The following is a 25,600-nucleotide window of genomic DNA, read 5'->3' as shown; positions in this document are numbered from 1 at the left end:
CGCCTTTTTGTTGTTTTAAACGGTCTTTCCCTGGTGTAGGTGAGGCTAAAATAGGCTGGACTTCAGGGGTAGATAATCACCCTAAAGGGGTAAATCAGGGGGTAGCTTGCGCCAGATCAATCTCTTATCATCTGTAAGGTCATTTGATGCCCGTTTTACTGCCGAAGCGTTATTGCTTTTTGTATATAACGAGGGGGCCTCACCGCCTGTCGCCCACCGTACCGTATCGCCACGCCAGCGCATTTCTGTTGCAAAAGCGCCGGTTTTGTCTTCGAATGGCATCGCCACACATGCCGTTACCCTAGAAGGAAACCGTTTTGCTCGTTAAACGTTCAGTGACCAGCAGCCTGGCCAAGGCGTTGATCTGCATTGTGGTGCTGTCGGTACTCTCTACCGGCCTGGCGCTAACCACCGTTGCCGATAGCCTGCGCGACGCCGAAGCGGTCAATATCGCCGGTTCGCTGCGCATGCAAAGTTACCGCCTGGCCTACGATTTGGCGCAACACAACGCCATGCTGGAACAGCATCTGGCGGCTTATCAACATACCCTGCAGGCGCCAGCATTACAGAAACTGGACCGATTCTACGTGCCGCAAGAGGTACGCGAGAAATACCTCTCCCTGCTGCAAGCATGGCAACGGCTGGAACAGCAGATTCATAACGGGCAAACGCAATACTATCAGGACAATGTCGCCAGCTACGTCAGCCAGATCGATCGATTTGTGCTGGCGTTGCAACGCTATTCGGAACTCAAGCTGGCGATCGTTGCCACCATCAGCGTGGTGGGCTATATCGCCATTATCGGCCTGGTACTGTTCTGCATCCGCTTTATGCGCCGCCAGGTGGTGGCACCGTTGAAGCAGCTGGTGGCCGCCAGCCAGCGAGTGCAACAGCGGGATTTCAACCACCCGCCACTTGACGTTGCATTGCCGAACGAACTGGGGGTCCTGTCGACAGCCTTTACCGCCATGTCCAGCGATCTGTCCCGGCTCTACCAGTCGCTGGAGCAGAAAGTGCAGGAAAAAACCGAGCGCCTGCAACAGGCCAATAAAACGCTGGAAGTGATGTACAGCTGTTCGCAGGCGCTGAGCGTGGGGCAGATCGATCAGCAGGCGTTTGAAGAGGTATTGCGCATCGTGCGTCATAGCGAGCGATTGCCCTGCATTCAACTCAATGTGCAGGACAGCTTCAGTCAGTGGCGGCTCGGCAGCGGTGAAGCACTGGCAGACCGAGCCTGGCAGCGACTGACCATCATGCAGGAAGACCGGCCGCTGGGGCAGTTGAGCTGGCAGACCGACGCACAGATGCCAAACCCGCACCTGATGCAGAGCGTGGCCAATATGCTCGGCCGCGGCGTATACTTCAACCGGACTCAAAAGCAGCACGTGCAGTTTCTGCTGATGGAAGAGCGTGCCACCATCGCCCGTGAACTGCATGATTCACTGGCGCAGGCACTGACCTTTTTACGCATCCAGATGACGCTGCTGAAACGTACGCTGGCGGACGGTTCACCGCAGGCGCAGTCGATCATCGCCGACTTCGAGCGTGCGCTGGCCGACGCTTACCGTCAGCTACGCGAGCTGTTGGCCACCTTCCGTCTGAGCATTCAGGAAGCGGATTTAAATACGGCTCTACAGCAATTACTGGCGCCATTAAAAATGCTAACCCGCGCCCGGATTCGGTTACACTGTAGACTTTCCTCGCAGGCGCTGAATGCCCAACAGCAGGTTCATGCGCTGCAAATCGTGCGGGAAGCGGTGCTCAATGCCATCAAACACGCCGACGCACAAGAGATTGTCATTCACTGCAGCATGGCCGCCAACGGCGACAACCATATCTGTATCAGCGATGACGGCTGTGGTATCGACAGCCTTGACGAGCCGGAAGGCCACTACGGCCTGTCGATCATGAGCGAGCGGGCCGCACGTCTGGGGGGAAGATTACATATAGCACGTGGAGAACGGGGCGGCACCGACGTCTGTCTGACGTTTCCACCATAAAATAAACAACGGGTGTACGCCCTTTCGTTACGGCAGTTCGCGCCAATTGCCACTATTTTAAATGAGAGTCAGTTCCACTCGTTTACCCCGTGTTAGAGTGGCTTTACTCGCTACAGGGAGCAATTTTCATGATGAAGCACTACCGAGTGATGATCGTCGACGACCACCCGCTGATGCGTCGCGGCATTAAACAGCTGCTGGGGCTGGATCCGCTGTTTACCGTGGTGGCTGAAGCCAGTAATGGCAACGACGCCATCGCGTTGGCCGCGCAGCACTCGCCCGATGTCATCTTACTGGATCTGAACATGAAGGGCCTTTCCGGCCTCGATACCCTGAAAGCCTTGCGTAACGACGGCGTTGATGCGCGCATCATCGTGCTGACCGTGTCAGACGCACGCAACGACGTGTATGCCCTGATCGACGCCGGTGCCGACGGTTATCTGTTAAAGGACAGCGAGCCGGAGCAGTTATTGACATCGATTCGACTGGCCGCCGAGGGCGAGAACGTGATCAGTGATGCGGTGGCGGATTATCTTTCTTCCCGTAGCGAACAGCACGATCCGTTTGCCGATCTCACCGAACGGGAACTGGATGTGTTGCAGGAAGTGGCTCGCGGCATGTCAAACAAGCAGGTAGCAATGCAATTGCACATTTCGGAAGAAACGGTAAAGGTGCATATTCGCAATATGCTGCGCAAGCTGGACGTGCGCTCGCGCGTGGCCGCTACGGTAATGTATCTGGAATACAAGAGCCAATAAGCCGATCCCCGGCACGCCGGGGATCGTTATGCTATCGCCCCCAGCAGCGTCTGATGATGCTGATAGACCCAGCTCTTGCTGAGCGGCCCCCAACTGTCCAATTGATAATAGCCGTCATTATTGCGCACGCCCTGCTGTATAAACTGCAATTCCACCCCCAGGCCAGGCAACGCCTTCAGCACGTCCTGCAAGGTGCGACGCGGCCAGCCGGTCAGCTCCATCAGCCGTGGCACATTCGGCCGCTCGCTGTGGCTAATCAGCCAGCATAAATACAGGCGGCGGGCAAATACCGGGTTTATTTCCATTCCTTACTCCAACGTCAGATTAATGCCGGTTTAGTTAACAAACGCTGATAAGTCGTTGTCATGGCGTTTGTTTGGCAAAACTCGCCGCCGGCGCGGGCATAGGCTACCGTTATTTACATTATCTCCTTTTTTTCTCCACGCTTTAATCGCGCTTCACGAGTAAAGTGCATTAGCGTCGGAATCCTTCCCAACCGCCAATAATGCAACGTTAATGCGTAATTAAAGATAGAACAAGACACCACGAGGTTCGCGCTACATGGCCAATTTTTTTATTGATCGCCCGATTTTTGCCTGGGTGTTGGCAATTATTCTTTGCCTCACCGGCGCCTTGGCGATTTTTTCGCTACCGGTTGAACAATATCCCAACCTGGCGCCGCCAAACGTGCGTATCAGCGCGAACTATCCGGGTGCCTCGGCGAAAACGCTCGAAAATACCGTTACGCAAATCATCGAACAAAACATGACCGGGCTAGACAACATGATGTATATGTCGTCGCAAAGCACCAACACCGGCCGTGCCACGGTCACGCTGACCTTTGACGCCGGCACCGACCCGAACGAGGCGATGCAACAGGTACAGAACCAGCTGCAGGCGGCGATAAAACGCTTGCCGCAGGCGGTGCAGCAGCAAGGTGTAACGGTATCGAAATCTGGCGATACCACCCTGATGATGGTGGCGTTCGTCTCCACCGACGGCAGCATGGACAAACAGGATATCGCCGATTACATCGTGTCCAACCTGCAGGATCCACTCAGCCGTATCAACGGCGTCGGCAGCATGGACGTCTACGGGTCGCAATACGCCATGCGCATCTGGCTGGATCCCAACAAGCTCAACGGTTACCAGTTGACCACCGGAGACGTGGTCGGCGCCATCCAGTCGCAGAATGCGCAGGTAGCGGTCGGCCAGCTTGGCGGAACGCCGTCGATCGACAAACAGGCGCTGAACGCCACCATCAACGCCCAGTCGCAATTGCAAACGCCGGAACAGTTTCGCCAGATAACCTTAAGGGTCAATCAGGACGGTTCGCTGGTGACGCTCGGCGACGTTGCCACCGTTGAACTGGGGGGTGAGAACTACGATTACCTCAGCCGCTATAACGGCATGCCAGCCGCGGGGATGAATATCAAACTGGCCTCCGGCGCCAATGAATTGCAGACCGATGAACTGGTGAAGGCCAAAATCAACGAGCTGTCGCAGTATTTTCCACGTGGGCTGGAGGCCAAGGTAGCCTATGAAACCACGCCGTTTGTCAAAGCCTCGATCCAGGACGTAGTGAAAACCCTGCTGGAAGCGATTGTGCTGGTGTTCCTGGTGATGTACCTGTTCTTGCAGAACTTCCGCGCCACGCTGATCCCGACCATTGCCGTACCGGTGGTGCTGCTCGGCACCTTTGCCATTCTCTCGGCCTGCGGATTCAGCATCAACACCCTCACCATGTTCGCCATGGTGCTGGCCATCGGCCTATTGGTGGATGATGCCATCGTGGTCGTGGAAAACGTCGAACGCGTAATGAGCGAAGAAGGCCTGCCGCCGCGTGAAGCCACCCGAAAATCCATGGGTCAGATCCAGGGGGCACTGGTGGGCATTGCCATGGTGCTGTCGGCGGTGTTCATTCCGATGGCGTTCTTCGGCGGCACCACCGGCGCCATCTACCGTCAGTTTTCCATCACCATCGTCTCTTCCATGGTGCTGTCGGTACTGGTAGCGATGATCCTCACCCCTGCCCTGTGCGCCACGCTGCTCAAGCCGGTTGTTAAAGGGCATCATCACGGTAAGCGCGGCTTCTTCGGCTGGTTCAACCGCATGTTCAACCGCAGCGCCATGCGCTATGAGCGCGGCGTGGCGCGGGTGCTGCACCACAGCGTGCGCTATATGCTCATCTACCTGTTGCTGCTTGGCGGGCTGGCGTTGCTGTTCCTGAAGTTGCCGACCTCGTTCCTGCCGCTGGAAGACCGCGGCGTGTTCACCGTGCAGGTACAACTGCCTGCGGGTTCGACTTTGCAGCAGACTGCCAAGGTGGTGGAAAAAGTGGAACACTATCTGCTGACCAAAGAGCAACGGGACGTACTGTCGGTGTTCGCTACCATCGGCGCGGGCCCGGGCGGCAATGGCCAGAACGTGGCGCGCATGTACGTGCGCTTGAAGGATTGGGACGAGCGCGGTTCCGGCGAATCGTCGTTTGATATTATTGCCCGTGCCACCAAAGCGTTCGCCAACATCAACGAAGCGCGGGTGATCGCCAGCAGCCCGCCGGCAATCAGCGGCATGGGCAGTTCGTCCGGCTTCGATATGGAGCTGGAGGATCATGGCGGGCTGGGCCATAGCAAGCTGATGGCGGCACGCGATCAACTGTTGCAACTGGCGGCGGCAAGCCCGCTGTTGTCGCGGGTGCGCCACAACGGACTGGATGACAGCCCGCAGCTGCAAATCGATATTGATCAACGCAAGGCGCAGGCACTGGGCGTCAGCATCGACGATATCAACAACACCTTGTCGACCGCCTGGGGCTCGACCTATGTCAATGACTTCGTGGATCGCGGCCGGGTGAAAAAAGTTTACGTACAGGCGGCAGCGCCGTTCCGCATGCTGCCGGGCGATATCGACAAATGGTACGTCCGCAACGGCAACGGCGGCATGGTGCCGTTTTCTGCCTTCGCCACCAGCCGCTGGGAATACGGCTCACCGCGCCTGGAACGCTATAACGGCAGCTCAGCGGTAGAAATTGTCGGCGAAGCGGCCGACGGCGTCAGCAGCGGCACTGCGATGAACGAAATGGAACGCTTGGTCAGCCAGTTGCCGAACGGTTTTGGGCTGGAATGGACCGCCATGTCATACCAGGAACGCCTTTCCGGTTCACAGGCGCCGGCGCTGTATGCCATTTCGCTGCTGGTGGTGTTCCTGTGTCTGGCAGCGTTGTATGAAAGCTGGTCGATTCCGTTCTCGGTGATGCTGGTGGTGCCGTTGGGAGTGATTGGCGCCGTGGCCGCCACCTGGCTGCGCGGGCTGGAAAACGACGTTTACTTCCAGGTAGGTCTGCTGACCATTATCGGCCTGTCCGCCAAGAATGCCATTTTGATCGTCGAGTTTGCCAACGAACTGAATCAAAAAGGACAGGATCTGACGGCGGCGACGCTGGAGGCGGCACGTATGCGTCTGCGGCCGATTCTGATGACCTCGCTGGCGTTCATCTTCGGCGTACTGCCGATGACCATCAGTCAGGGTGCTGGCTCCGGCAGCCAGCACGCCGTCGGCACCGGCGTCATGGGGGGGATGATTTCTGCCACGCTGCTGGCTATCTTCTTCGTGCCGCTGTTCTTTGTGCTGGTGCGGCGACGCTTCCCGGGTCGGCAAACGCTGCCACCGCTGGTGGAGAAAACCGAAGAGTAAGCATAAAAAAAGCAGCGTCGGCACACCGATGCTACTTTTTATCGAGAACCATCCGCAGGATGTTCCCGGAGGGTTTCAAGACTAAACAATTGAACCAGCCTTGTTGTTAACCGTCAGTTGCCCAACATTTCGTCAATGAAATCTTTCCAGTTTCCCAACTCGCGATCTACCATAAACTTTACAACCTCACTTATTTAACGCTGCGAATTCTACGCCTGTTATTTGACCAAGTGAAGCGTTTCGGGAACGGTTCCAGCCAATGAAACCGGGGTTGGCGCACATTTTCGGATTATTCACCAACTCAAGCCGGCGTGCGTTTGCCTTGTACCGTCAATTTTTCCGTAGTAGCGTGCCAAAAACGTCATATATACACCAAGGTGCCGTCATTATGCCTGCAACGTTAACCATCGAGCAGTTGAAAGCGCTTGGCCGCTATCAGGAAGCGACCGAGCTGGCCATAGAGCAGTTGCAACGGCAGCCGGAAGACCCCGTGCTGCATTATCAGCTGGCCTGTCTGTATGACAGCCAAGGCCTGGAACAACAGGCGATCCCTTGCTATCTGGCGGCGCTGGCCCGTGACTTGCCGGCACAACAGCGCCAGGAGGCCTGGCTTGGGCTGGGCAGCACCTACCGCGCGCTGGGGCAGTATCAGCAGTCATTGGCCACCTTTGACCACGGGCTGGCAGAATTCCCGCAGGCCAAAGAGATTACCCTGTTCCGCGCGATGACGCTGTACAACCTGGGAGAAACCAAACAGGCGGTGACCGACCTGCTGCTGCTGCTGGCAGAAACCTCTGCGCATCGCGATATCAGCAGTTACCAACGGGCGATCCGCCAATATGCCGCCGATCTCGATCGCATCGGCTAAGGAGAAAACATGGAGATTGTCACCGATCAACGCCGCTACCCGGTTGACTGGCAACGACTGGCCGAGCTGCTGGAGGCGGCCGGGCTGGGCAAGCGCGATCCGCTGCTCACCGAACAGGTCTACGGCAATAACCAATTCTGCTATTGGGGCTACCTAGACGGCGAGCTGATCGCTACCGCCCATGCCATCAGCGATCGCATTTCCGTCGCCTATCTGGCTGACGTCGCCATTCACCCCGACTTTCAAGGGCGCGGCTACGGCGGTCAGTTGATGGATCGCATCATGGAGGATCTGGCTCCGCTGGGCAAAATATTCATCTATTCGGTACCTGACAAGCTGGCGTTCTACAAAAGATACGGTTTCCACGACCTGACCACCGGTATGGTGTTTGCGGAAGGCGCCACCCTGACCCGACTGCAAAACAGCGGCTATGTGCGCTGAACCATCAATAGGGATTACCGTATGAAGGCGTCAAATAATGCCGCTCGCGATCGGGATCAATGCTGTTTCAGGGGCGGCCATTGCCCGTCTTGGCGCCAGGCAAGACGGTGTGCTGAGCAATCATCAACGCAACGCGGATGGCTGCTAGCGCGATGTGGTGATGTTCTCGATCGTCGATCATGAGTGGCTAATGCTCAAAAGGAAGCTGGCATATAAACTGGGCCACTGCGGTCGATGACCGCCGCGCCGCGTCCAACCGCTCCTCCGCCGGTGACCAATCCGGCGAATGCCGAAACCACCAGTGCCGCTAGCGAACGCCTGACCCGGTGACCCATTGGACGAGATGCGTGCTTTTTTCACCCATCCCGCGCTTTAAGACCATTGTACGGTGGAACTCGCCGCCGTTTTTCGGCATGCTGAACGCTGACTCTCATTTCGCCGCCGCAGGCGGTTTACCACCGGTTAACCCTCGGTGTTTCGTGGCAGAAAAGGTTTTAACTCCATGACGTTGACCATGTACGGCATCAAAAATTGTGACACCATCAAAAAAGCGCGTCGCTGGCTGGAAGAACAGGGCGTGGCCTATCAATTTCATGACTACCGGGCTGACGGGCTGACCGAACGGCAGCTGCGCGGTTTTGTCGAACAACTGGGCTGGCAGCCGCTGCTGAATACCCGCGGCACCACCTGGCGCAAGCTGGACGAAGCCGAACGCAACGCCTGCGACAACGCCGAGGCGGCGATTGCGCTGATGCTGGCCCAACCGGCGATCGTCAAGCGTCCGCTGCTGGACGACGGTCGCGGCCATGCCCTGCTCGGTTTTAGCGCCGACGGCTATCAGCAATTCATTTCCGAGGTAGGCGTATGATTTGCCCCGTAATCGAACTGGCGCAACAGCTGATCAAGCGCCCTTCCCTGAGCCCGCACGACGAAGGTTGCCAGGCCATCATGGTTGAACGTCTCAAGGCCATCGGCTTCACCATCGAACCGATGGACAGCGAAGACACGCAAAACTTCTGGGCCTGGCGCGGCGAAGGCCAAACGTTGGCGTTCGCCGGCCATACCGATGTGGTACCGAGCGGCGATGAAAAACGCTGGGACAACCCGCCATTTGAACCGACCATCCGCGACGGCATGCTGTATGGCCGCGGCGCGGCAGACATGAAAGGCTCGTTGGCAGCAATGGTGGTGGCAGCGGAGCGCTTTGTCGCCGCCCACCCCAATCACCAGGGCCGGTTGGCGTTCCTGATTACCTCCGATGAGGAAGCCAGCGCCACGCACGGTACCGTCAAGGTAGTGGAAGCGCTGATGGCGCGCAACGAACGCCTGGATTATTGCCTGGTGGGCGAACCTTCCAGCACCGATCGCGTCGGCGATGTGGTGAAGAATGGCCGTCGCGGCTCGATCACCGCCAATTTGCATATCCATGGCATTCAGGGACACGTTGCCTACCCACATCTGGCCGACAACCCGGTGCACCGCGCCATGCCGGCGCTGAACGAACTGGTGGCGACCGAATGGGATCGCGGCAACGAATTCTTCCCACCCACCAGCATGCAGATTGCCAACGTGCAGGCCGGTACCGGCAGCAACAACGTGATTCCCGGCGAACTGTTCGTGCAGTTTAACTTCCGCTTCAGCACCGAATTGACCGATACGCAGATCAAACAGCGGGTGGAAGAGCTGCTGGAACGGCATCAGTTGAACTACAGCATCGACTGGCGGCTGTCCGGCCAACCGTTCCTGACGCCACGCGGTGCGCTGGTGGATGCGGTCGTCAATGCGGTCGAACACTACGCGGAACTCACACCGCAGTTGCTGACCACCGGCGGCACCTCCGACGGGCGGTTTATCGCCCAGATGGGAGCGCAAGTAGTTGAACTGGGGCCGGTCAACGCCACCATTCATAAAGTCAATGAATGCGTCAACGCTGCTGACCTGCAACTGCTGAGCCGTATGTATCAACGCATTATGGAGCAACTGGTCGCATGATCACCGCCGAGATGCTCACCGGCCGCTCAACCGCGCACCTGGCGCCACTGGTCGGCAATCATCGTCTGCAACCACAGGCGGTCGCGGCTTTTGTAGCCATGCAGCAGGCCGCGCAACGAGCCGGTTTTGACTTGCAGCCGGCCAGCACCTTTCGTGACTTCGATCGGCAACTGGCGATCTGGAATGGCAAATATTGCGGCGAGCGCCCAGTATTAGATAGAAATAGCCAACCGATCGGCGTCGCTTCCCTGTCGCCCGGCGAACGCTGTGAAGCGATTTTGCGCTGGTCGGCATTGCCGGGCGCCAGCCGCCACCACTGGGGCAGCGATCTGGACGTATACGATCCTACGCTGTTGCCGCCGGGGAAAAAGCTCCAGCTGGAGCCGTGGGAATATGAACAAGGCGGCTATTTTCATGCGCTTGATCAATGGCTAAGCGCGCACATGGCCGAGTTCGGTTTTTATCGCCCGTTTACCGAAGACGGCGACGGCGTTGCGGTGGAACCCTGGCATTTAAGCTATCGTCCGCTGGCACAGGAAGCCGAACATTTGCTGACGCCAGCGCTGCTGTTGGCGGCCTGGCAAGATAGGGAGGTTGCCGGCGCCGAATGGCTTGAACGCCATTTACCGGCAATTTTTTCGCGTTTTATCTCCCCTGAAGGAAAGGTGTAAGTATGGAATGGTTAGCGGATTACTGGTGGATTATCTTGCTGATCCTGGTTGGCATGATTGTCAGTGGGATCAAGGAATTGCGTCGCGTTGACGTAAAGAAATACCTGGCCGACAAGCCGGAATTGCCGCCGCACCGCGATAATAATGCGCAGTGGGATGACGAAGACGACTGGCCAAAGAAAAAGAAATAGCATCAGGGCGCATTATGCGCCCTGAGGTTTATTTGAAGGCAATCAGGTCACCGCGCCGACCAAACAGCGCTTCATCCCAATAGCGCTGCGGCACGTAAAAGTGCAAACGCTCCAACGCGTTGTCCATCATGCCCTGATTGATACCATGGCCGACGCCCGGCTCTACGTCCAGCGTGACATCCACTCCGCTAGCCTGCATTCGTTCGGCTGCGGCCTGCGCATGCCCGACATCAATCGTCGCGTCATCCTGGCCGTGAATCAAATGCACCACGCTGTCACCAAAACGCCCTTCAGGCAGACGCGCAAAGCGCCCGCTGAACGCCACCACACGCCCCGCCAGCTGCGCCTCGGCTTTCAACGCCTCCAGCGCCATGATCGCCCCCTGTGAAAAACCGACCAGCGCGGTGCCAGCATGGCCGATGCCGCTCTGCTGCTGCCAGTAGCGCACCGTCTGAATAAAATCTGGCATCACTTGCGCAATGCGTGCGACGCGGTTTTCTTCCGTGATGTCCTGCACGGAAAACCACTGACGACCGGCGCCATGGCCAAACGGCTGTGGTCCACCGATGCTCACAACCAGCGCATTGGGAAACGATTTGGCAAAATAGCTGCCAATCTCGCCCATCGCGACCGGATTATCGCCCACGCCATGAAACAGCAAAAATAATTGCTCAGCCGGCGTTGCAGGGCTTTGGACAACGAAATGTGCGTGTTTCATCACAGACTCCCTGGTTGCACGAATACGCCGGGCAGGCCCGGCACCTGTCATTACTATACGCCGCACAGAGAACGGTAGCACACTTGCTGCATGACAACTATGACCGTGTTTAGCCTCGGCACGTTGCCCGATCACGACCACTTTTGTGGTGAGAAGCAGTGGAAGCGCTACCTGCAGGCGCAATACCAGCACCACTGGAAAGTCCACTTAACCAAAGAGACTCGCGGTTCCTGTCTTCGGGATTGCGCAAGCTGAAGGTATAAACCAGATACCAGCAAATACACTGGGCAATAACATCGCTGGAATAGTGCTGGCGCTTAAAGGCACCTCCAATCAAAGTTATGAATAGGCACCATGACAAAAAACAGAATGTTATCCGATGACGCCTTAATGCGACAGAACCTATGCGTATCAAAACCAGTGCTGTCAGGCTTTAACTAATATGACGGAAACTTTTTGACAACATCGATGTGCCCACAAAAGGGCTCTTTCGCGTCAAACAAGAGTCATGAATCCTAATCCGTAAAGTCGGGAGTTATATAAACCTGTCTATTAACAGATGAGCATTTATAAATTAATATTTCGCGACATCACGAATGAACCATATATGAAAGATCATTACGAAAACAGATTCCCACACTGATACTTAAAAGAGTATATTGTGATTTTTATTTCACCTTTTTGTTATTTATCTTATAACTGTTATCTATATCATGGCAAAATAATCTGCATACACTAACCATAACTGTTTCATTAAACCATAAACCTCTCATAGATTACCCGGCGGGTTACAATCCGTACCCCGTGGCGCCCCGCCCAACTCCCAGGCCATTGCTTAAGAGTTTTTTTCATTTTTATCATATTTAATCATGAGACTTATCATATTAAGCCACAGAAAACATCGTATTTAATCATGAAAAAATACTTTACTGCTGTGTGTGTTTTTTAATTAACAGTGCTAATTTAATCCCCAAGCAGCTCGACTACCAAAATAGTATTAGCTGCTAGCTAAAATAACATTTATCAACAGAAGGTTTAAATTATGAAGGTTAAACATCTCCTTTGGATTTCTCCGTTACTGATGGCTTTTTCATTCTCGTCATCCGCAGCGTACCCTACGAACTACTCCTGCTCAGCTAAAAGCTACACAGGGAAAGCCTTAAATAAAGTTACCGTGTATGCTGGCGGACAAGGGGAAGCTAAAGGTAAGGCGATGGGATTATGGCGAGGAAAAGCCTTGTTCCATACTATTCAGTGCAATAAAAAATAATTTTCTTTCAATGAAAACGACAGGTTTTACTGCATTATCTGTGAAACCTGCCGTTTCTTTATTTTATTTTACCAACTCCTGTCGTTGACCAGATATTATTCAGGTTTTTTTCTTATGCTACTGCCGAAAATTTTGTCAACTATTCAATATGTAGACAGGCATGTATAATTCTCTACCTTACGGGTTAGAACTCATGACTCTTGTTTGACGCGAAAGATCTCTTTTATGAACACATTGACACTGTTAAAAGTGTGGATCGGGCTGGACACCAGAGTTACCACTGCCAGTCACGTTGTCGAGATTTCCAACTTGATTACGCTAATCATGCCTACCAACCCGGTATGAAAGAACAGGTTATTGATCTTGCAATACACAACGCCGGTATCCGCCCTGGCGCTGGATAATCTACAAATTAAACTAATCTGCCATATTAACGAGATAGGATCATTTGTGGGTGATAAAAATGACTATGATATGCATGGAAGCAACGTTTTGAACGTATGTTAGCGGAAATATGCAGCAAGGTTTTCGGCACATTCATCAAACGTGAGTATTACCTGTAATCACCTGTTCTACACATTGAATACATGACCAAAAATTTGGGCTCATTCCAATAATGAAAATCCCTTCTCGTTGCCAGATGTTTATCGTTGCTACCCTGCTTGTCATTATCGTGATTACAGGGGCGATTTACCTGCAGCGTTCACCACTTCCAGCCTATGTTACTGCGCCAGTACGACTAGGCGACATCGAAAACAGCGTGCTGGCAACCGGACACCTTGATGCAATAGAGCGTGTTAATGTCGGGGCGCAGGTATCCGGGCAAGTAAGATCACTGAAGGTGAAACTGGGCGACCGCGTCACCAAAGGGCAACCGATCGCTGATATCGATGACCTGCCGCAACGTAACGACTTGCGCATCGCCGAAGCAGCACTCAACGTCGTAAAAGCTGATTTACAAGCCAAACGAGCGCAGTTGAAGCAGGCGGAGTCGCGCTTTAAACGTCAGCGCCAGATGCTGAACGATGAAGCCAGCTCACGTGAGGAGTTTGAGTCCTCCGAGGCTACCCTTGCCATCACTCGTGCCGAACTGTTGTCCCTCAACGCTCGCCTAATACAGGCACAAATAGAAGTCGATAAGAAAAAGGTTGACCTGAGCTACACCCACGTACTGGCACCGATGGATGGCATCGTCATCGCAATCGTTACTCAGCAGGGGCAAACCGTGAACTCCAGCCAGAGTGCGCCTACCATCATCAAACTGGCGCGGCTGAACGTGATGACCATCAAAGCCCAAATCTCCGAGGCCGATATCACCCGGATTTCCTCCGGGCAAAAAGCCTACTTCACCATCTTCTCGGAGCCGAACCGGCGCTACGATGCTACGTTACGTACTATCGAACTGGCGCCGGAATCGGTGATGAAAGACGATTCTCTGGTCGGCAGTAACTCAGTCTCCGGTTCCGGCACCTCGAATGCCTCGGTGTATTACAATGCGCTGCTGGATGTGCCGAATCCGGACAACCATCTGCGTATCGCCATGACCGCACAAGTCTCTTTGCTGCTGGACGAAGCCAAAAACACCCTGTTGGTGCCGATCCAGGCAGTGCGTAAAGTCGAAGGGAAAAAACAACAGGTACAGGTAATTACCCCAGATAATCAACTGGAAATACGCGAGGTAAAAACCGGCATTACCAATAACGTCGATGTTCAGATCCTCGCGGGTTTGAAGGTCGGCGAAAACGTGGTGCTGTCGCAACCTAGCACTGAATCGCGCGAGGACGACATTTCCCTGTGAATACCATTATCGAGTTAAAAGGCATTAGTCGCACCTACACCAACGGCGGCCAGCCGTTAACGGTGCTCAAAGATATCAACCTGACCATTGCCGCCGGCGAACTGGTGGCGATCATCGGTGCTTCCGGCTCCGGCAAATCAACGCTGATGAACATCATGGGCTGCCTCGAGGTGCCAGACCAGGGTGACTATTACATCGGTGGACAGAATGCTGCCCACCTTTCACCAGACGCGTTGGCCAGGTTACGTCGTGAGCACATCGGCTTTATCTTCCAGCGCTACCACCTGATGCCCGATCTCAGCGCACAAAGCAACGTTGAGATCCCGGCGATTTACGCTAACAGCCAGCGAGACACACGCCGTCAACGAGCGGCCGAACTGCTTGCCCGGCTGGGACTGGAAGGACGTGAGCACCGCAAACCCGGTGAGCTTTCCGGAGGACAACAGCAGCGTGTCAGCATCGCTCGCGCGTTGATCAACGGTGGGGAGATCATATTGGCTGATGAGCCCACTGGCGCACTGGATTCCCAGTCTGGGCAGGAAGTGCTGGCAATTCTCAGTGAATTGAATCAGTGCGGGCACACGGTAGTGATTGTCACTCACGACCTAAGCGTGGCGCAGCACGCACAGCGCGTGATTGAACTGCGGGACGGGGAAATCGTCACGGATACCGGGCGTAAATCGGTAGTCTCTCAGCCTCTTCCGTTACTGAACCGTAGTCGACAAAAGGGCTGGCAAAGTTTGCTCGACCGCACCCACGAATCGCTGCAAATGGCGTTGAAAGCGATGAACTCACACCGTTTGCGCACTGCTCTGACCATGACCGGCATTATTTTCGGCATTGCCGCGGTAGTCACGGTGGTGGCCTTGGGCGAAGGTGCCAAACAACGCACCTTGGCTAATATCAAGGAGCTGGGTACCAACATGGTCAGTATTTATCCTGGGCGCGATTTTTTCGATGATGCCATCGACAGCATCCGTACCCTGGTACCGGCCGATGCAGATGCGCTGGCGAAGCAAAACTTCGTCGACAGCGTCAGCCCCGAGGTCAGCACTGCAGATATCATCCGGTTTAACAGCAAGTCAGCCAGCGCATCGATTAGCGGCATCGGACGTGACTATTTTCGCGTCAATGGCATTACTTTGGTACAAGGTACGACCTTCCGCGATGATCGTAATGCGCTGCAAGAAGTGATCATCGACGATAATGCTCGTCAGGCACTGTTCGGTGACCTTGGCGTGGAGCCGCTTGGGCAAATTGTGTTTCTCGGCTCCGTTCCGGCACGGGTGGTCGGTATCGCTAAAAGTAACCGTGACTACACGCCTAACCGCATCACCGTATGGATGCCCTACACCACAGTCATGTACCGCATGGTGGGAAAGTCGGTGCTGAGCAGTATTAGCGTGCGGCTGAAAGATGGCATCGATAACGCGGCAGCCGTCAGCGCCATTACTCAACTGTTGACACAGCGTCACGGCGTGAAGGATTTCATGCTGTTCAACCGTGATGAATTTCGCAAGTCTATCGAGCATACCTCTATGACGCTCAGCTTGCTGATCCTGATGGTGGCATCAATCTCGCTGGTGGTCGGCAGTCTCGGCGTAATGAATATCATGCTGGTCTCAGTGACTGAGCGTACCCATGAAATCGGTGTACGCATGGCAGTCGGTGCTCGACGAAGCGATATCATGCAGCAATTTATGATCGAAGCGGTGTTGGTATGTCTGATCGGCGGCGCATTGGGCATTGCGCTATCGTTCGCTGCCAGCGCATTGTTTACGGCGCTGGCAGGGGGCATGCTCACCGCCATTTATTCCTGGCAGGCCGCCACAGCAGCATTTTTTTGCTCTACTTTAATCGGCATGATTTTCGGTTATCTCCCCGCCCGTAAGGCTGCATGGATGGATCCAGTCACCTCTTTGGCCAACGAGTAACCCATGAAAATTTTACCTCCTCTAGCATTATTCCTCGCAACCCTGCTCAACACGGGTTGCGGCAATATGCTGAAAAGTGATTATCAGACGCCACAGGTCAGTTACCCAGAGCACTGGGAGTATGAGGCCAATGCCGTCAGCACTCCGATACCGTTCGACTGGCACGATTTTCATGATCCCCAGCTTGAACGTTGGCTACAGCAGGTGATCGCTGGCAACACCGATCTGGCTGTCGCGGTACTGCGCTTGTATCAAGCCCGACTTGAGGCCGAACGAGTCGGTATAAGTACAAAACCCAGCCTTAACGTCACGATGAACAGCGGTGCCACGCGTTCGCTGTCCAATTCGTTTGCATGGAACAAAACCAGCAGCGCCAGCCTCAATACAAGCTATGAGGTCGATCTGTGGGGCAAACTGGCCCGTCAACGCGATGCTGCTGAGTGGGCCAGCCAGGCTACCGAACAGGATTTGCGGGCCGCACGGCTGACTCTGATAGCTGAGGCCAGTAACAACTACTGGCGAATTGGCTTTATCAATCAGCAGATCGGAATTTTTCAACAAAGTATCGCCTATGCTAAAGACACGCTACGACTGGCCACTGCCCGTTATCACGCTGGCAGTATCTCGGCGCTGAACGTAGTGAACGCTGAACAAAATTTGCTGACGCAGGAAAACCGTCTGCTGACGCTGCATCGCGATCGTCAGCAGGCGCTGAATGAGCAAACGGTGTTACTGGGCGCCCCGCCAGGTAACACGGTAGTGGAACCCGTTCGTTTGTCGGCGCGGCCGCTGCCGCACATCAAAAGTGGGATTCCGGTCAGCGTGCTGAGCAACCGACCGGATATCCGCGCCAAAGAATTGCGACTGCGTGAAGCGCTGGCCAACATCGACATAAAACGCGTCCAGTATTATCCAGCCTTTAGCCTGACCGGCTCCCTGGGTAGCAGCAGTAACGAACTGCTGGAGTTTCTGCGTAATCCTATTGGCTCAGTAAGTGCCAACCTGACGTTACCGTTTCTCGAATGGCGGCAAATGAACCTGGACATCAACATTGCTCACAACGATTATAAGCAGCGAGTATTGACGTTCAGGCAGTCCCTGTACAAGGCGATGTCCGACGTGGAGGACGCTCTGTCACTGCGTGCACAACTAATGGAACAGGAGGCGCGTCTACGGGCAGCATTGACACTAGCGCGCAAATCAGAACGTTTGAACGAGGTGCGCTACCGACAAGGCGCGGTAGCCATCACTGATTGGCTGAATGCGCAGGAACAGCGCCGTCAGGCGGAGCTGGCGCTGGATGAAAATCGTTTCAATCAGTATCAGAACCTGGCGAAAATCTATCTGGAATTTGGCGGAGAGTGTTGTTAGTTTGCATCAAAGCCAATATGCAATGCCCATGGTCAGAATGTTCAACTGTCCATTAAGCAAAACGTTAGTTGAAGCTCCTGGCCTGATACGCTGTCTGGGACCGTAATAGCTGCGAACCAGCGTCGTTTGCAATGGCTGTCTCGTTTTTATCAGATCATTCCTGGCATCAGGTAGAAGCGGCTTTAGTGATGCCGCTTTGTTCCTGGAGAAACAATCAAATACATGCCAGCCGCAATCTATATTCTTCTATTTTTTTCATCTTCTCCGGCGTGCCAGGGGACATCCGCCCGGCCTTTTTCAGCCCTTCACGGTGTGAGGAACGGCAATTTTCGCTTTTTCCAGATCGGTTTTCGATGGCTGTAACGACTCTTTTTGCGCTTTGGCTTTTCTTCTCAGCCAGAGGTTGAGAATAGTCAAAACCTTCGCCGGTCTCTTTTAACCGGTGCCAGGATGGATTTTCATTGGTTACCGTCGCAAATACTGCCAGCCATCTTCCGAACCGCCCCCCTGGTCTAGCGGAGAGCATCAAGAACGCCCTTAGGGTCCGCAACCAACTGCGCGATATCCTCATACACCTGATCGGGATCGACTTTCTCTGCAAACTTCAGCATCTCACGCCCCAGCGGTAAATTGAACAAGTCTTTCCATTTATTGCAATGACTCGGTGGGAGATGATAGCGCCCATTCGCGCCACTGCCGGCAGTGCTGCGGCTGTAGCTGCTCAAGCCCCTCCCCGGCCTCCTGCCGCCATTGGCGCAGCAATGCCTTCTGACCGCTGACGCCGGTCTGTGCGACGCATTGTGCTACCGTCTGTTGCCGTTGCAGATGCATGCGCAACGCCGGCAATGGCAGACAGCTGGACAGCAATAACCGCTGCAAGGCGCCCAGGCTAGCCTCTAGCGGACGGTGGGCAAAGGCAAAACCGGCCAGTTCGCGCCAGTCGGCTTCGTTAAGCAACGGGTCACCGTCGTCACCGGGGATGTCCAGTGCCAGATCGATGCGCTGCCGTAGCCAGCGCCAGTCACGCGTCAAATGCTTGTGTGCCGCATGGCACAGCGCTTCGCCCTGCTCGCTGAGCGGCAGTAGCGCCATCGCGCTGTAGCAGCCGCTGCTGGCCTCCGGCTTGCTGCCGATGCGTACTAGCTCAAAGCCGCAGGCGCGCCAGAAACGCCACAGCGGCTCGGTATAGCCAAAGCTGACGGAGAGGTAATCCAGCCCCCGTGCCTGCTGGCGCTGTTGTTCAATCAGCTGACGCGCGATGCCCTGCTGCCGCAGTTCGGGCAGTACCGCAATGCGGCTGATACGGCGAGCGCGCAGCGTCGGCGCCCACCACTGGCCGCTGTGTGCCGCCAGCGATTGTGCCACCAGATTACCGCGCGGCCGTCGTCGCCCGGCCCACACATCGTGTGCCAGCGCATTGCTCGAACCGCCTTCGTCCACCAGCCACAGCGCCCCCACCACCTCGTCTGCCAATAATGCCGCGCTGAAATGCATGCCTGGCGCGTCCATTAATCGACGCAGATCGAGCGGTGAGGTCCGATAATGCGCACTGCTGAGCAGCGCGTAAAAACGGCGTAGCAATCGCGCATCGGCGCACAGTTGCGGCTGCTCCAGCATGCGCAAAACCGGCGTTTGCTCTGGCGCTGACCAGGCCGCTAGCTCGTGAAACAGCAAGGCATTATCAATCAGCCGCTCCAGCGGATCGCCTGCCGCCCAACGCATCGGTTGACTGAGCGTCAGCGCCTGCCATTGCGGCAGAGCCGCGCAGAACTTCAGCAAAAAGCCGCGCCCGGTGCCCTCATAGCCCTGGACGGTGGTGGTTAACAATACCCGTGGGAAATAACTGACCAACTGTTGCAACAGCAGGCCGGGGATCGCCGCCGCTTCATCTACCAGCAGCCAATCGACGTGCGGCGCCCCCCGTTCGCGACAATGCGCCAACAGGGCATCCGGCGCCCAGAACTGCGCCTGCCCCTGCGCCCATTGGCTTGCAACCTCGGTGGCTGCACGGCTGGGGCCGGTGATCCAGCAGTTGAACGGTGAATGCGTGACCAGCATGCCGGCCAGCGTAGACTTGCCGCGGCCACGCGCCGCAGTCAGCACCCAGATGCCGGCCTCGGCGGTGAGTAATTGTGCCAGCAGCGTCTGCTGTTCGGCGGTTGGTGTGCCGTCCGGCGCCTGCCAGACGGCTCGCGGCGGTAAGGCGGCAAACTGCGGTGCATGCCCCTGTTGCCAGTGGCTGACTTCGGCGTCTGCCGCCAGTTGCTGTTGCAGGTGATGAATAAAGTTCGGCGTGGCTATCGGCTGCGGGCAATCGCTCCAGCGCAGGCTGTCGGCATCTGCCCGCTGCGGCCACAGGCTCCATGGCGGCGTCAGCAAGATTAACCAGCTGCCGGCCCGCAATACGCCAGCCAACTGCGCCAGCGCCTCAACGTCCAGCCCGTTGGCAGCATCAAACACCGCGTGCAGCCGCTCTTGCCCCAGCAGAGAGCGTACCGCCCCGCCAGTAATGGCCGCCATGCCGTCCGGTACGTCGTCTCCCACCCACGGCCAATCGCCTGGCAGGCTGGCCACCAATTGTTGCGCCTGCTGCCGACACCACTGCGCGTCGCCGCTCAGTACCAGCAGTCGACGGATACCTTGTTGCTGCATCAGCCGTTGCGTTGTCTGTAACATCATTTTTCCAGCCCCGCATTCAGGAAGCTCGGCGAACGCATCGCCGACAGCGCATCCAGCAAAGGGATATTGCATCGAGGCGACAACCGTTCGCGCCCCCGCTGACGGGTGCGTCAGACAACGGGGACAATCGCCAATACCGCCACCGGCATGCCGGTGGTTTTAACGTGAAGCGAAGGTATTGCAGGTGTTTGGATCGCCGCTGTCAAAACCCTGTTTGAACCAGGTGTAGCGCTGTTCGGAGGTACCGTGGGTAAAGCTGTCCGGCACCACGCGGCCCTGACCTTGCTGTTGCAGCCGATCGTCGCCGATCGCCTGCGCGGCATTCAGCGCCTCTTTCAGGTCGCCTTCTTCCAACATTTGCTGCTTCTCGGCATATTTACCCCACACGCCGGCAAAGCAGTCCGCTTGCAGCTCCATTTTCACCGACAGGCGGTTAACCTCCACCTGGCTGGCACCCTGCTGCATCTGACGCACTTTCGGTTCGATGCCCAGCAGGTTCTGCACGTGATGCCCTACTTCGTGCGCTACCACGTAAGCCTGAGCGAAGTCACCGCCGGCGCCCAGCTTGTCTTTCATGTCCTGATAGAACGACAGGTCGATATACACCGTTTTGTCACCCGGGCAGTAGAACGGCCCCATTGCCGACTGACCGGTGCCGCAGCTGGTGCGCGTCACTCCGCGGTACATCACCAGCTTCGGCGGCTGATAGGTTTTCCCCATCCGCTGGAAGACTTCATTCCAATTGTCTTCGGTGGAAGCCAGCACCACCGAGGTAAACTTCGCCAGCTCGTCATCCCTGGGGCTGATGCTGGCACTCTGCTGCTGGGTAGGAGAGACGTCGCCACCGGTCAGCAGCGGCGACAGATCGATGCCATAATAGCCGGCGACCAGTACCACCACCAGCAGCACAATGCCGCCCTTGCCGCGAATCGGCGGCCGAAAACCGCCGCCACCCAAACCTGAAGACTGCCCGCGACGATCCTCAACATTGTCACTTTCTCGACGCCCTTGCCAACGCATAAATAAACTCCAGTGTAGGTTTTTAATAATCGTAGGAAACTCGCCCACTGATTGCCATTATAAATGCTTGTTGGCGGAGGAAAGGCAGAAATTTGCTGGAAATGAAAAAATGACGGGGCGAGCAGCAAGGCCGCCCCGGATAATGCGCGGGGTTTAGTCCAGTTTCACGCCGATGCGGCGCGCCACTTCCTCATAGGCTTCAATCAGCCCGCCCAGACTTTGGCGGAAGCGGTCTTTGTCCATTTTATCGAGGGTGTTCTTGTCCCATAGGCGGCTGCCATCCGGCGAAAACTCGTCGCCCAGCACCACTTCGCCGTTGAACAGACCAAACTCCAGTTTGAAATCCACCAGGATCAGTCCGGCGTCGTCAAACAGCTTGCTCAGCACCTCGTTGGCCTGATAACTCAGCTCACGCATGCGCGCCAGGTGCTCTTTGCCAACCCAGCCGAAGGTTTCACAATAGGATTCGTTTACCATCGGATCGTGCATCGCATCGTTCTTCAAGAACAGATCGAACAGCGGTGGATTCAGCTCCAGGCCTTCTTCAATGCCCAGACGCTTCACCAGCGAACCGGCTGCGCGGTTGCGGATCACGCATTCGACCGGCACCATGTCCAGCTTCTTCACCAGCACTTCGTTGTCAGACAGCAGGCGTTCCATTTGCGTCGGGATGCCGGCTTCTTCCAGCTTGCTCATGATGAAGTGGTTAAATTTGTTGTTCACCATCCCCTTGCGATCGAACTGCTCAATGCGCTGACCATCCAGTGCTGACGTATCGTTGCGGAACTCCAACACCAGCAAATCGGGATTTTCGGTGGTGTAGACGGTTTTCGCCTTCCCGCGATACAGCTCAGCTATTTTTTGCATCTTGTTACTCCAATAAAAGATTACTCTTCATCTTTCAAACGACAGCGCTGTAGGCCGTCGCTTGCAATCGATTGAGTATAAAATTGATACAACGAATTCTTTAATCACAGGCATGGATATATTGTGCCAAACCTGCCACGCAAACGATACCGTATTCGTAAAACAAAAAGGGGCCGAAGCCCCTTTATGGTTATTTTGCGCTGGTCTGGCTGAACGCTGCCTGGAAGGCCGCGACCAGAGCGTCGTTCTGCGACTGGGTCAGCGGCTTGCCTTTCGAGTCGATGAATTGCAGGCTGGTACGGTTATTCAAATCACCGACCTGCAATTTGTAATCCCCGGCGGACAGCTCCGGATCCTTCACGCCCAAGGCGTCCCAATCGCCGCTGCTCAGCGGTTTATAGGTCACTGCGACGGTGCCCTGCGGACGGCTGCGGTCACCCACGTTCATCCCCAGTTTTTCCATCGCCGGCGGCAGGCGATCCCATACCACGGTGTAAGGCGCACGCACGATCAGCACCGGCAGGCCGGTATCGTCAGCACCGCTCTGCACGTCAAGCGCACCAAAACGGTTGGCGTTCTGGTTGCTCGCCAGATTGTCCTGCTTGTCCAGGCCTTCGGTGATGGTGTTCATCATCATGCCGTTATAGCGCTGGATTTCCGAGGCATCGGTCACCGGTTCGGTTTTGCCCTGCTGCTGCAGGCCGACCGATTTTACGATCAGCGCCTGCTGATAGCCCTGCTGCTGTACGCTGATCTGATAGCGACCTTCATACTGATTGTCTTCATCCAGACGGTTCCACTTCACCCAGTCGGTGGTCAGGCTCTGACCGGCGTCCTGGCGTGAAGCGATTGGAATGTTCTTGGCTTGCAGCATGCTGACCACCCGCGACCACAGGTTCTGGTTCTGCGGGCTGTTTTCCAGCAGCAGCGTGCCGCTGTCGCCGGCGTATTGCGCGCGTGAACCGCTCAGCAATGCCAGTGGCTGCACCGGCGGACGAATGTCCAGTTGCTTGCCATAGGCGCCTTTGGCGGCAACTGGCGGAACGTCGTAGTTACCATTCTGAATCGGCAAAATCATGCCGGCCGGCGCGTTCAGCGACTTCAGCGGCGCTGCGTCAAGATAAGCCTCGTCGCCGCCTACCTGGCGTTTGTAACGCTGATCGCTGGAACAAGCCGCCAGCATCATTACCAGCGAGATCCCAACGACTTTTGCTACCGTCGACTTTTGCAATGAATAAGCCATCAAATTTCCCTTAGAGTTACAGCAAACCGGCGCTTTTCAACGCGCGCTCCACCACCGGGCGGGCGGCGTCGGTCAGCGGCGTCATTGGCAGACGCAGCGTATCGGTTGCCATCAATCCCAATGCCTTGCAGGCCCATTTCACCGGAATTGGGTTTGCTTCTACAAACAAATCCTGATGCAACGGCATCAAGCGCTGATTTAGTCGGCGTGCTTCGGCGAAATTGCCCTGCGCCGCCAGTTGACAAAGCTGCGCCATTTCGCGCGCCGCCACGTTGGCGGTAACGGAGATAACCCCTTTGCCACCCAGTTGCATAAAGTCCAGACCGCTGGCGTCGTCGCCGCTCAGCAGGATGAAGTCTTCATCATCAACCAGCACTTGGATCTGGCTAACACGACTTAAGTTCCCCGTAGCTTCTTTAACGGCAACAATATTTTTGATTTTGGCCAGACGCGCAATCACCGGCGGTAGCATGTCACAGCCGGTGCGCGAAGGCACGTTGTACAGAATCTGCGGCAGGTCGGTGCTGTCGGCGATAGCCTTGAAGTGCTGATACAGCCCTTCCTGGGTCGGTTTATTGTAGTAAGGCGTGACCGTCAGGCAACCTGCAACGCCGCTATGGTTAAAACGTTCGGTCAATGAAATCGCTTCAGCGGTGGCATTGGCACCGGTGCCGGCAATGACCGGAATGCGGCCATCGGCCAGTTCCAGCGTCTGCAATACCACGTCCACATGCTCATCATGGGCAAGCGTTGCGGATTCACCAGTGGTGCCTACGGATACGATTGCCGAGGTTCCGCTGGCGACATGATAATCAATCAGTTTTTTTAGGCTCGCACGATCGACCGCGCCTTTGGCGTCCATCGGCGTAACCAGTGCAACTATACTTCCCGTAAACATTGGCCGTCCCCTCCACAAACAAGTCACTCATGGTACTTTTGCTGCCTATCCAAAAGCAAGCAAACAACGGTGTTGTAAGCGCTTGGCAGGCGGTTTTTTTTATGTTTACCTTGATATACCCTTTTAGTATGCAGGAACCTCCATGTCAGATGAACACTATCTGGTGATTACCGCGCTCGGCGCAGACCGCCCCGGTATCGTCAACACCATCACTCGCCACGTCAGCAGCTGCGGGTGCAATATTGAAGATAGCCGTCTGGCCATGTTGGGCGAAGAGTTCACCTTTATCATGCTGCTGTCCGGCAGTTGGAACGCCATCACGCTGATCGAATCCACGCTGCCGCAAAAAGGCGCCGAGCTCGATCTGCTGATTGTGATGAAACGCACAAATTCACATGAACGGCCGCCAATGCCGGCCACCGTGTGGGTGCAGGTCGAAGTCAAGGACTCCCCGCATATCATCGAGCGTTTTACCGATCTGTTCGACACCAGCCAGATGAACATCGCCGAATTGGTGTCGCGCACCCAGCCGGCCGACGACGACCGGTCGCCACAGCTTTATATTCAGATCACCGCACACAGCTCCGGCAACCAGGCGGCATCAAATATTGAGCAAGCCTTTCATCGCCTATGTACAGAATTGAATGCGCAAGGCAGTATTAGCGTTGTGAACTATCCACAGCATGACGAGAAAGATGGAGAGTAGTGATGAGCCCATTGAAAGCCGGTGATACAGCGCCAAAATTTAGTTTGCTCGACCAGGACGGCGAGGAAATTAGTTTGGCCGACTTCCAGGGACAGCGAGTGTTGGTTTATTTTTATCCCAAGGCAATGACGCCAGGCTGCACCGTGCAAGCCTGCGGCCTGCGGGACAATATGGACGAATTGAAAAAGGCCGGTGTCGAAGTACTTGGCATCAGCACCGACAAACCGGAAAAACTGTCCCGTTTTGTCGAGAAAGAGTTGCTTAACTTCACGTTGCTGTCCGATGAGGATCATCAGGTAGCACAGCAGTTTGGCGTCTGGGGCGAGAAAACCTTCATGGGCAAGACCTATGACGGCATTCACCGCATCAGTTTCCTGATCGACCCCAACGGCAAGGTTGAAAAGGTGTTTGATGATTTCAAAACCACCAATCACCACGATATCGTGCTGGGCTACCTGCAAGAGCACTGAGTCGTCGCC

Annotated in this window: 25 protein-coding genes and 1 pseudogene; 16 read left to right on the top strand and 10 right to left on the bottom strand. The window is 55.7% G+C overall.

Translation table 11 applies throughout. From position 1 onward, the window contains the following. The first annotated feature begins 106 nt into the window (after positions 1–106). The 3 genes from NYE85_RS10785 (at position 107) to NYE85_RS10775 (ending at position 2,758) form a co-directional block, all read left to right on the top strand. A complete protein-coding gene (locus tag NYE85_RS10785) occupies positions 107–328 on the top strand; it encodes a hypothetical protein (RefSeq protein WP_259004730.1) in 222 nt (73 codons plus the stop codon). Continuing rightward, on the top strand, positions 318–2,000 hold the full coding sequence (narQ, locus tag NYE85_RS10780) for a nitrate/nitrite two-component system sensor histidine kinase NarQ (protein WP_259004729.1): 1,683 nt from the start codon (positions 318–320) through the stop codon (positions 1,998–2,000). Before NYE85_RS10785 ends, narQ begins: the two co-directional genes overlap by 11 nt. A 128-nt stretch (positions 2,001–2,128) precedes the next feature. Next, positions 2,129–2,758 carry a response regulator gene (locus tag NYE85_RS10775; protein ID WP_259004727.1) on the top strand — a complete coding sequence of 210 codons (630 nt, stop codon included), beginning with the start codon at positions 2,129–2,131 and terminating at the stop codon, positions 2,756–2,758. A gap of 26 nt (positions 2,759–2,784) precedes the next feature. Here NYE85_RS10775 and NYE85_RS10770 read toward each other — a convergent pair whose 3' ends face one another. Next, positions 2,785–3,063, bottom strand: a complete 279-nt coding sequence (locus tag NYE85_RS10770; RefSeq protein ID WP_259004725.1) for a helix-turn-helix domain-containing protein — start codon at positions 3,061–3,063, stop codon at positions 2,785–2,787. Between the two features lie 256 nt (positions 3,064–3,319). Here NYE85_RS10770 and acrD point away from each other — a divergent pair, with 256 nt between their 5' ends. Continuing rightward, positions 3,320–6,454, top strand: a complete 3,135-nt coding sequence (gene acrD / locus NYE85_RS10765) for a multidrug efflux RND transporter permease AcrD (RefSeq protein ID WP_259004724.1) — start codon at positions 3,320–3,322, stop codon at positions 6,452–6,454. 113 nt (positions 6,455–6,567) lie between these two features. Here the strand turns inward: acrD and ypfM are convergent, their stop codons facing one another. After that, a complete protein-coding gene (ypfM, locus tag NYE85_RS10760) occupies positions 6,568–6,627 on the bottom strand; it encodes a protein YpfM (RefSeq protein ID WP_100396732.1) in 60 nt (19 codons plus the stop codon). 215 nt (positions 6,628–6,842) lie between these two features. On the opposite strand from ypfM, the gene NYE85_RS10755 reads away from it, so the two are divergent. The 6 genes from NYE85_RS10755 (at position 6,843) to NYE85_RS10730 (ending at position 10,617) form a co-directional block, all read left to right on the top strand. Next, positions 6,843–7,322, top strand: a complete 480-nt coding sequence (locus tag NYE85_RS10755; RefSeq protein ID WP_259004723.1) for a tetratricopeptide repeat protein — start codon at positions 6,843–6,845, stop codon at positions 7,320–7,322. A gap of 9 nt (positions 7,323–7,331) precedes the next feature. Further along, entirely contained in the window at positions 7,332–7,763 is a 432-nt protein-coding gene (locus NYE85_RS10750; protein WP_259004722.1) for a GNAT family N-acetyltransferase, read from the top strand. Between the two features lie 502 nt (positions 7,764–8,265). Beyond that, positions 8,266–8,631 (top strand): ArsC family reductase, encoded by a 366-nt coding sequence (locus NYE85_RS10745; RefSeq protein WP_259004721.1) that lies wholly within the window; start codon positions 8,266–8,268, stop codon positions 8,629–8,631. Then, entirely contained in the window at positions 8,628–9,755 is a 1,128-nt protein-coding gene (dapE, locus tag NYE85_RS10740) for a succinyl-diaminopimelate desuccinylase (protein WP_259004720.1), read from the top strand. Before NYE85_RS10745 ends, dapE begins: the two co-directional genes overlap by 4 nt. Beyond that, positions 9,752–10,426: a M15 family metallopeptidase gene (locus NYE85_RS10735; protein ID WP_259004719.1), complete on the top strand. Its 675-nt coding sequence runs from the start codon at positions 9,752–9,754 to the stop codon at positions 10,424–10,426. Before dapE ends, NYE85_RS10735 begins: the two co-directional genes overlap by 4 nt. Positions 10,427–10,428: 2 nt before the next feature. Then, on the top strand, positions 10,429–10,617 hold the full coding sequence (locus NYE85_RS10730; protein WP_004959994.1) for a YpfN family protein: 189 nt from the start codon (positions 10,429–10,431) through the stop codon (positions 10,615–10,617). 28 nt (positions 10,618–10,645) lie between these two features. On the opposite strand, the gene ypfH is transcribed toward NYE85_RS10730, so the two are convergent. Together ypfH and NYE85_RS10720 are read right to left on the bottom strand one after the other, a co-directional pair. Continuing rightward, a complete protein-coding gene (gene ypfH, locus NYE85_RS10725) occupies positions 10,646–11,335 on the bottom strand; it encodes an esterase (protein ID WP_259004718.1) in 690 nt (229 codons plus the stop codon). A 220-nt stretch (positions 11,336–11,555) separates the two neighbouring features. After that, a pseudogene (locus NYE85_RS10720) lies at positions 11,556–11,678 on the bottom strand (IS6 family transposase); the annotation flags it as partial. Positions 11,679–12,377: 699 nt separating this feature from the next. Here NYE85_RS10720 and NYE85_RS10715 point away from each other — a divergent pair. The 4 genes from NYE85_RS10715 (at position 12,378) to NYE85_RS10700 (ending at position 17,708) form a co-directional block, all read left to right on the top strand. Then, a complete protein-coding gene (locus NYE85_RS10715) occupies positions 12,378–12,605 on the top strand; it encodes a hypothetical protein (RefSeq protein WP_259004717.1) in 228 nt (75 codons plus the stop codon). Between the two features lie 616 nt (positions 12,606–13,221). Beyond that, positions 13,222–14,403 carry an efflux RND transporter periplasmic adaptor subunit gene (locus NYE85_RS10710; protein WP_259004716.1) on the top strand — a complete coding sequence of 394 codons (1,182 nt, stop codon included), beginning with the start codon at positions 13,222–13,224 and terminating at the stop codon, positions 14,401–14,403. Beyond that, positions 14,400–16,337, top strand: coding sequence for a MacB family efflux pump subunit (locus tag NYE85_RS10705; RefSeq protein ID WP_259004715.1), 1,938 nt, complete (start codon positions 14,400–14,402; stop codon positions 16,335–16,337). Before NYE85_RS10710 ends, NYE85_RS10705 begins: the two co-directional genes overlap by 4 nt. Positions 16,338–16,340: 3 nt before the next feature. Continuing rightward, on the top strand, positions 16,341–17,708 hold the full coding sequence (locus NYE85_RS10700; RefSeq protein WP_259004714.1) for an efflux transporter outer membrane subunit: 1,368 nt from the start codon (positions 16,341–16,343) through the stop codon (positions 17,706–17,708). Positions 17,709–17,922: 214 nt separating this feature from the next. On the opposite strand, the gene NYE85_RS10695 is transcribed toward NYE85_RS10700, so the two are convergent. From NYE85_RS10695 to dapA, 6 genes are all read right to left on the bottom strand, one after another. Next, on the bottom strand, positions 17,923–18,234 hold the full coding sequence (locus tag NYE85_RS10695) for a hypothetical protein (protein ID WP_259004713.1): 312 nt from the start codon (positions 18,232–18,234) through the stop codon (positions 17,923–17,925). 122 nt (positions 18,235–18,356) lie between these two features. After that, positions 18,357–20,384, bottom strand: coding sequence for a tRNA(Met) cytidine acetyltransferase TmcA (locus tag NYE85_RS10690; RefSeq protein WP_259004711.1), 2,028 nt, complete (start codon positions 20,382–20,384; stop codon positions 18,357–18,359). Positions 20,385–20,546: 162 nt separating this feature from the next. Beyond that, entirely contained in the window at positions 20,547–21,407 is an 861-nt protein-coding gene (locus NYE85_RS10685) for a neutral zinc metallopeptidase (protein ID WP_259004710.1), read from the bottom strand. A 153-nt stretch (positions 21,408–21,560) separates the two neighbouring features. Next, on the bottom strand, positions 21,561–22,274 hold the full coding sequence (gene purC, locus NYE85_RS10680) for a phosphoribosylaminoimidazolesuccinocarboxamide synthase (RefSeq protein WP_259004709.1): 714 nt from the start codon (positions 22,272–22,274) through the stop codon (positions 21,561–21,563). Between the two features lie 190 nt (positions 22,275–22,464). Beyond that, positions 22,465–23,517 (bottom strand): outer membrane protein assembly factor BamC, encoded by a 1,053-nt coding sequence (gene bamC / locus NYE85_RS10675; protein WP_259004708.1) that lies wholly within the window; start codon positions 23,515–23,517, stop codon positions 22,465–22,467. Positions 23,518–23,533: 16 nt separating this feature from the next. Then, positions 23,534–24,415 (bottom strand): 4-hydroxy-tetrahydrodipicolinate synthase, encoded by an 882-nt coding sequence (dapA, locus tag NYE85_RS10670; protein ID WP_259004707.1) that lies wholly within the window; start codon positions 24,413–24,415, stop codon positions 23,534–23,536. Positions 24,416–24,557: 142 nt separating this feature from the next. Here dapA and NYE85_RS10665 point away from each other — a divergent pair, with 142 nt between their 5' ends. Continuing rightward, on the top strand, positions 24,558–25,121 hold the full coding sequence (locus NYE85_RS10665) for a glycine cleavage system transcriptional repressor (RefSeq protein ID WP_259004705.1): 564 nt from the start codon (positions 24,558–24,560) through the stop codon (positions 25,119–25,121). 2 nt (positions 25,122–25,123) lie between these two features. Next, complete coding sequence (gene bcp, locus NYE85_RS10660; RefSeq protein WP_259004704.1) at positions 25,124–25,591, top strand: thioredoxin-dependent thiol peroxidase; 468 nt, start codon at positions 25,124–25,126, stop codon at positions 25,589–25,591. Positions 25,592–25,600: the final 9 nt, after the last annotated feature.

Origin of the sequence: Serratia sp. AKBS12, from assembly GCF_024793895.1 — a bacterium.
Lineage (GTDB): Bacteria > Pseudomonadota > Gammaproteobacteria > Enterobacterales > Enterobacteriaceae > Serratia_F.
Note: the sequence above shows the minus strand (reverse complement) of the source record. Positions and strands in the feature narration are given on the sequence as shown.

Coding starts and splice junctions, on each gene's coding strand:
- NYE85_RS10775 (WP_259004727.1), top strand. CDS start 2,129: ATGATGAAGCACTACCGAGTGATGATCGTCGACGACCACCCGCTGATG.
- NYE85_RS10770 (WP_259004725.1), bottom strand. CDS start 3,063: ATGGAAATAAACCCGGTATTTGCCCGCCGCCTGTATTTATGCTGGCTG.
- acrD (WP_259004724.1), top strand. CDS start 3,320: ATGGCCAATTTTTTTATTGATCGCCCGATTTTTGCCTGGGTGTTGGCA.
- NYE85_RS10755 (WP_259004723.1), top strand. CDS start 6,843: ATGCCTGCAACGTTAACCATCGAGCAGTTGAAAGCGCTTGGCCGCTAT.
- NYE85_RS10750 (WP_259004722.1), top strand. CDS start 7,332: ATGGAGATTGTCACCGATCAACGCCGCTACCCGGTTGACTGGCAACGA.
- NYE85_RS10745 (WP_259004721.1), top strand. CDS start 8,266: ATGACGTTGACCATGTACGGCATCAAAAATTGTGACACCATCAAAAAA.
- dapE (WP_259004720.1), top strand. CDS start 8,628: ATGATTTGCCCCGTAATCGAACTGGCGCAACAGCTGATCAAGCGCCCT.
- NYE85_RS10735 (WP_259004719.1), top strand. CDS start 9,752: ATGATCACCGCCGAGATGCTCACCGGCCGCTCAACCGCGCACCTGGCG.
- NYE85_RS10730 (WP_004959994.1), top strand. CDS start 10,429: ATGGAATGGTTAGCGGATTACTGGTGGATTATCTTGCTGATCCTGGTT.
- ypfH (WP_259004718.1), bottom strand. CDS start 11,335: ATGAAACACGCACATTTCGTTGTCCAAAGCCCTGCAACGCCGGCTGAG.
- NYE85_RS10715 (WP_259004717.1), top strand. CDS start 12,378: ATGAAGGTTAAACATCTCCTTTGGATTTCTCCGTTACTGATGGCTTTT.
- NYE85_RS10710 (WP_259004716.1), top strand. CDS start 13,222: ATGAAAATCCCTTCTCGTTGCCAGATGTTTATCGTTGCTACCCTGCTT.
- NYE85_RS10700 (WP_259004714.1), top strand. CDS start 16,341: ATGAAAATTTTACCTCCTCTAGCATTATTCCTCGCAACCCTGCTCAAC.
- NYE85_RS10695 (WP_259004713.1), bottom strand. CDS start 18,234: ATGCTCTCCGCTAGACCAGGGGGGCGGTTCGGAAGATGGCTGGCAGTA.
- NYE85_RS10690 (WP_259004711.1), bottom strand. CDS start 20,384: ATGTTACAGACAACGCAACGGCTGATGCAGCAACAAGGTATCCGTCGA.
- NYE85_RS10685 (WP_259004710.1), bottom strand. CDS start 21,407: ATGCGTTGGCAAGGGCGTCGAGAAAGTGACAATGTTGAGGATCGTCGC.
- purC (WP_259004709.1), bottom strand. CDS start 22,274: ATGCAAAAAATAGCTGAGCTGTATCGCGGGAAGGCGAAAACCGTCTAC.
- bamC (WP_259004708.1), bottom strand. CDS start 23,517: ATGGCTTATTCATTGCAAAAGTCGACGGTAGCAAAAGTCGTTGGGATC.
- dapA (WP_259004707.1), bottom strand. CDS start 24,415: ATGTTTACGGGAAGTATAGTTGCACTGGTTACGCCGATGGACGCCAAA.
- NYE85_RS10665 (WP_259004705.1), top strand. CDS start 24,558: ATGTCAGATGAACACTATCTGGTGATTACCGCGCTCGGCGCAGACCGC.
- bcp (WP_259004704.1), top strand. CDS start 25,124: ATGAGCCCATTGAAAGCCGGTGATACAGCGCCAAAATTTAGTTTGCTC.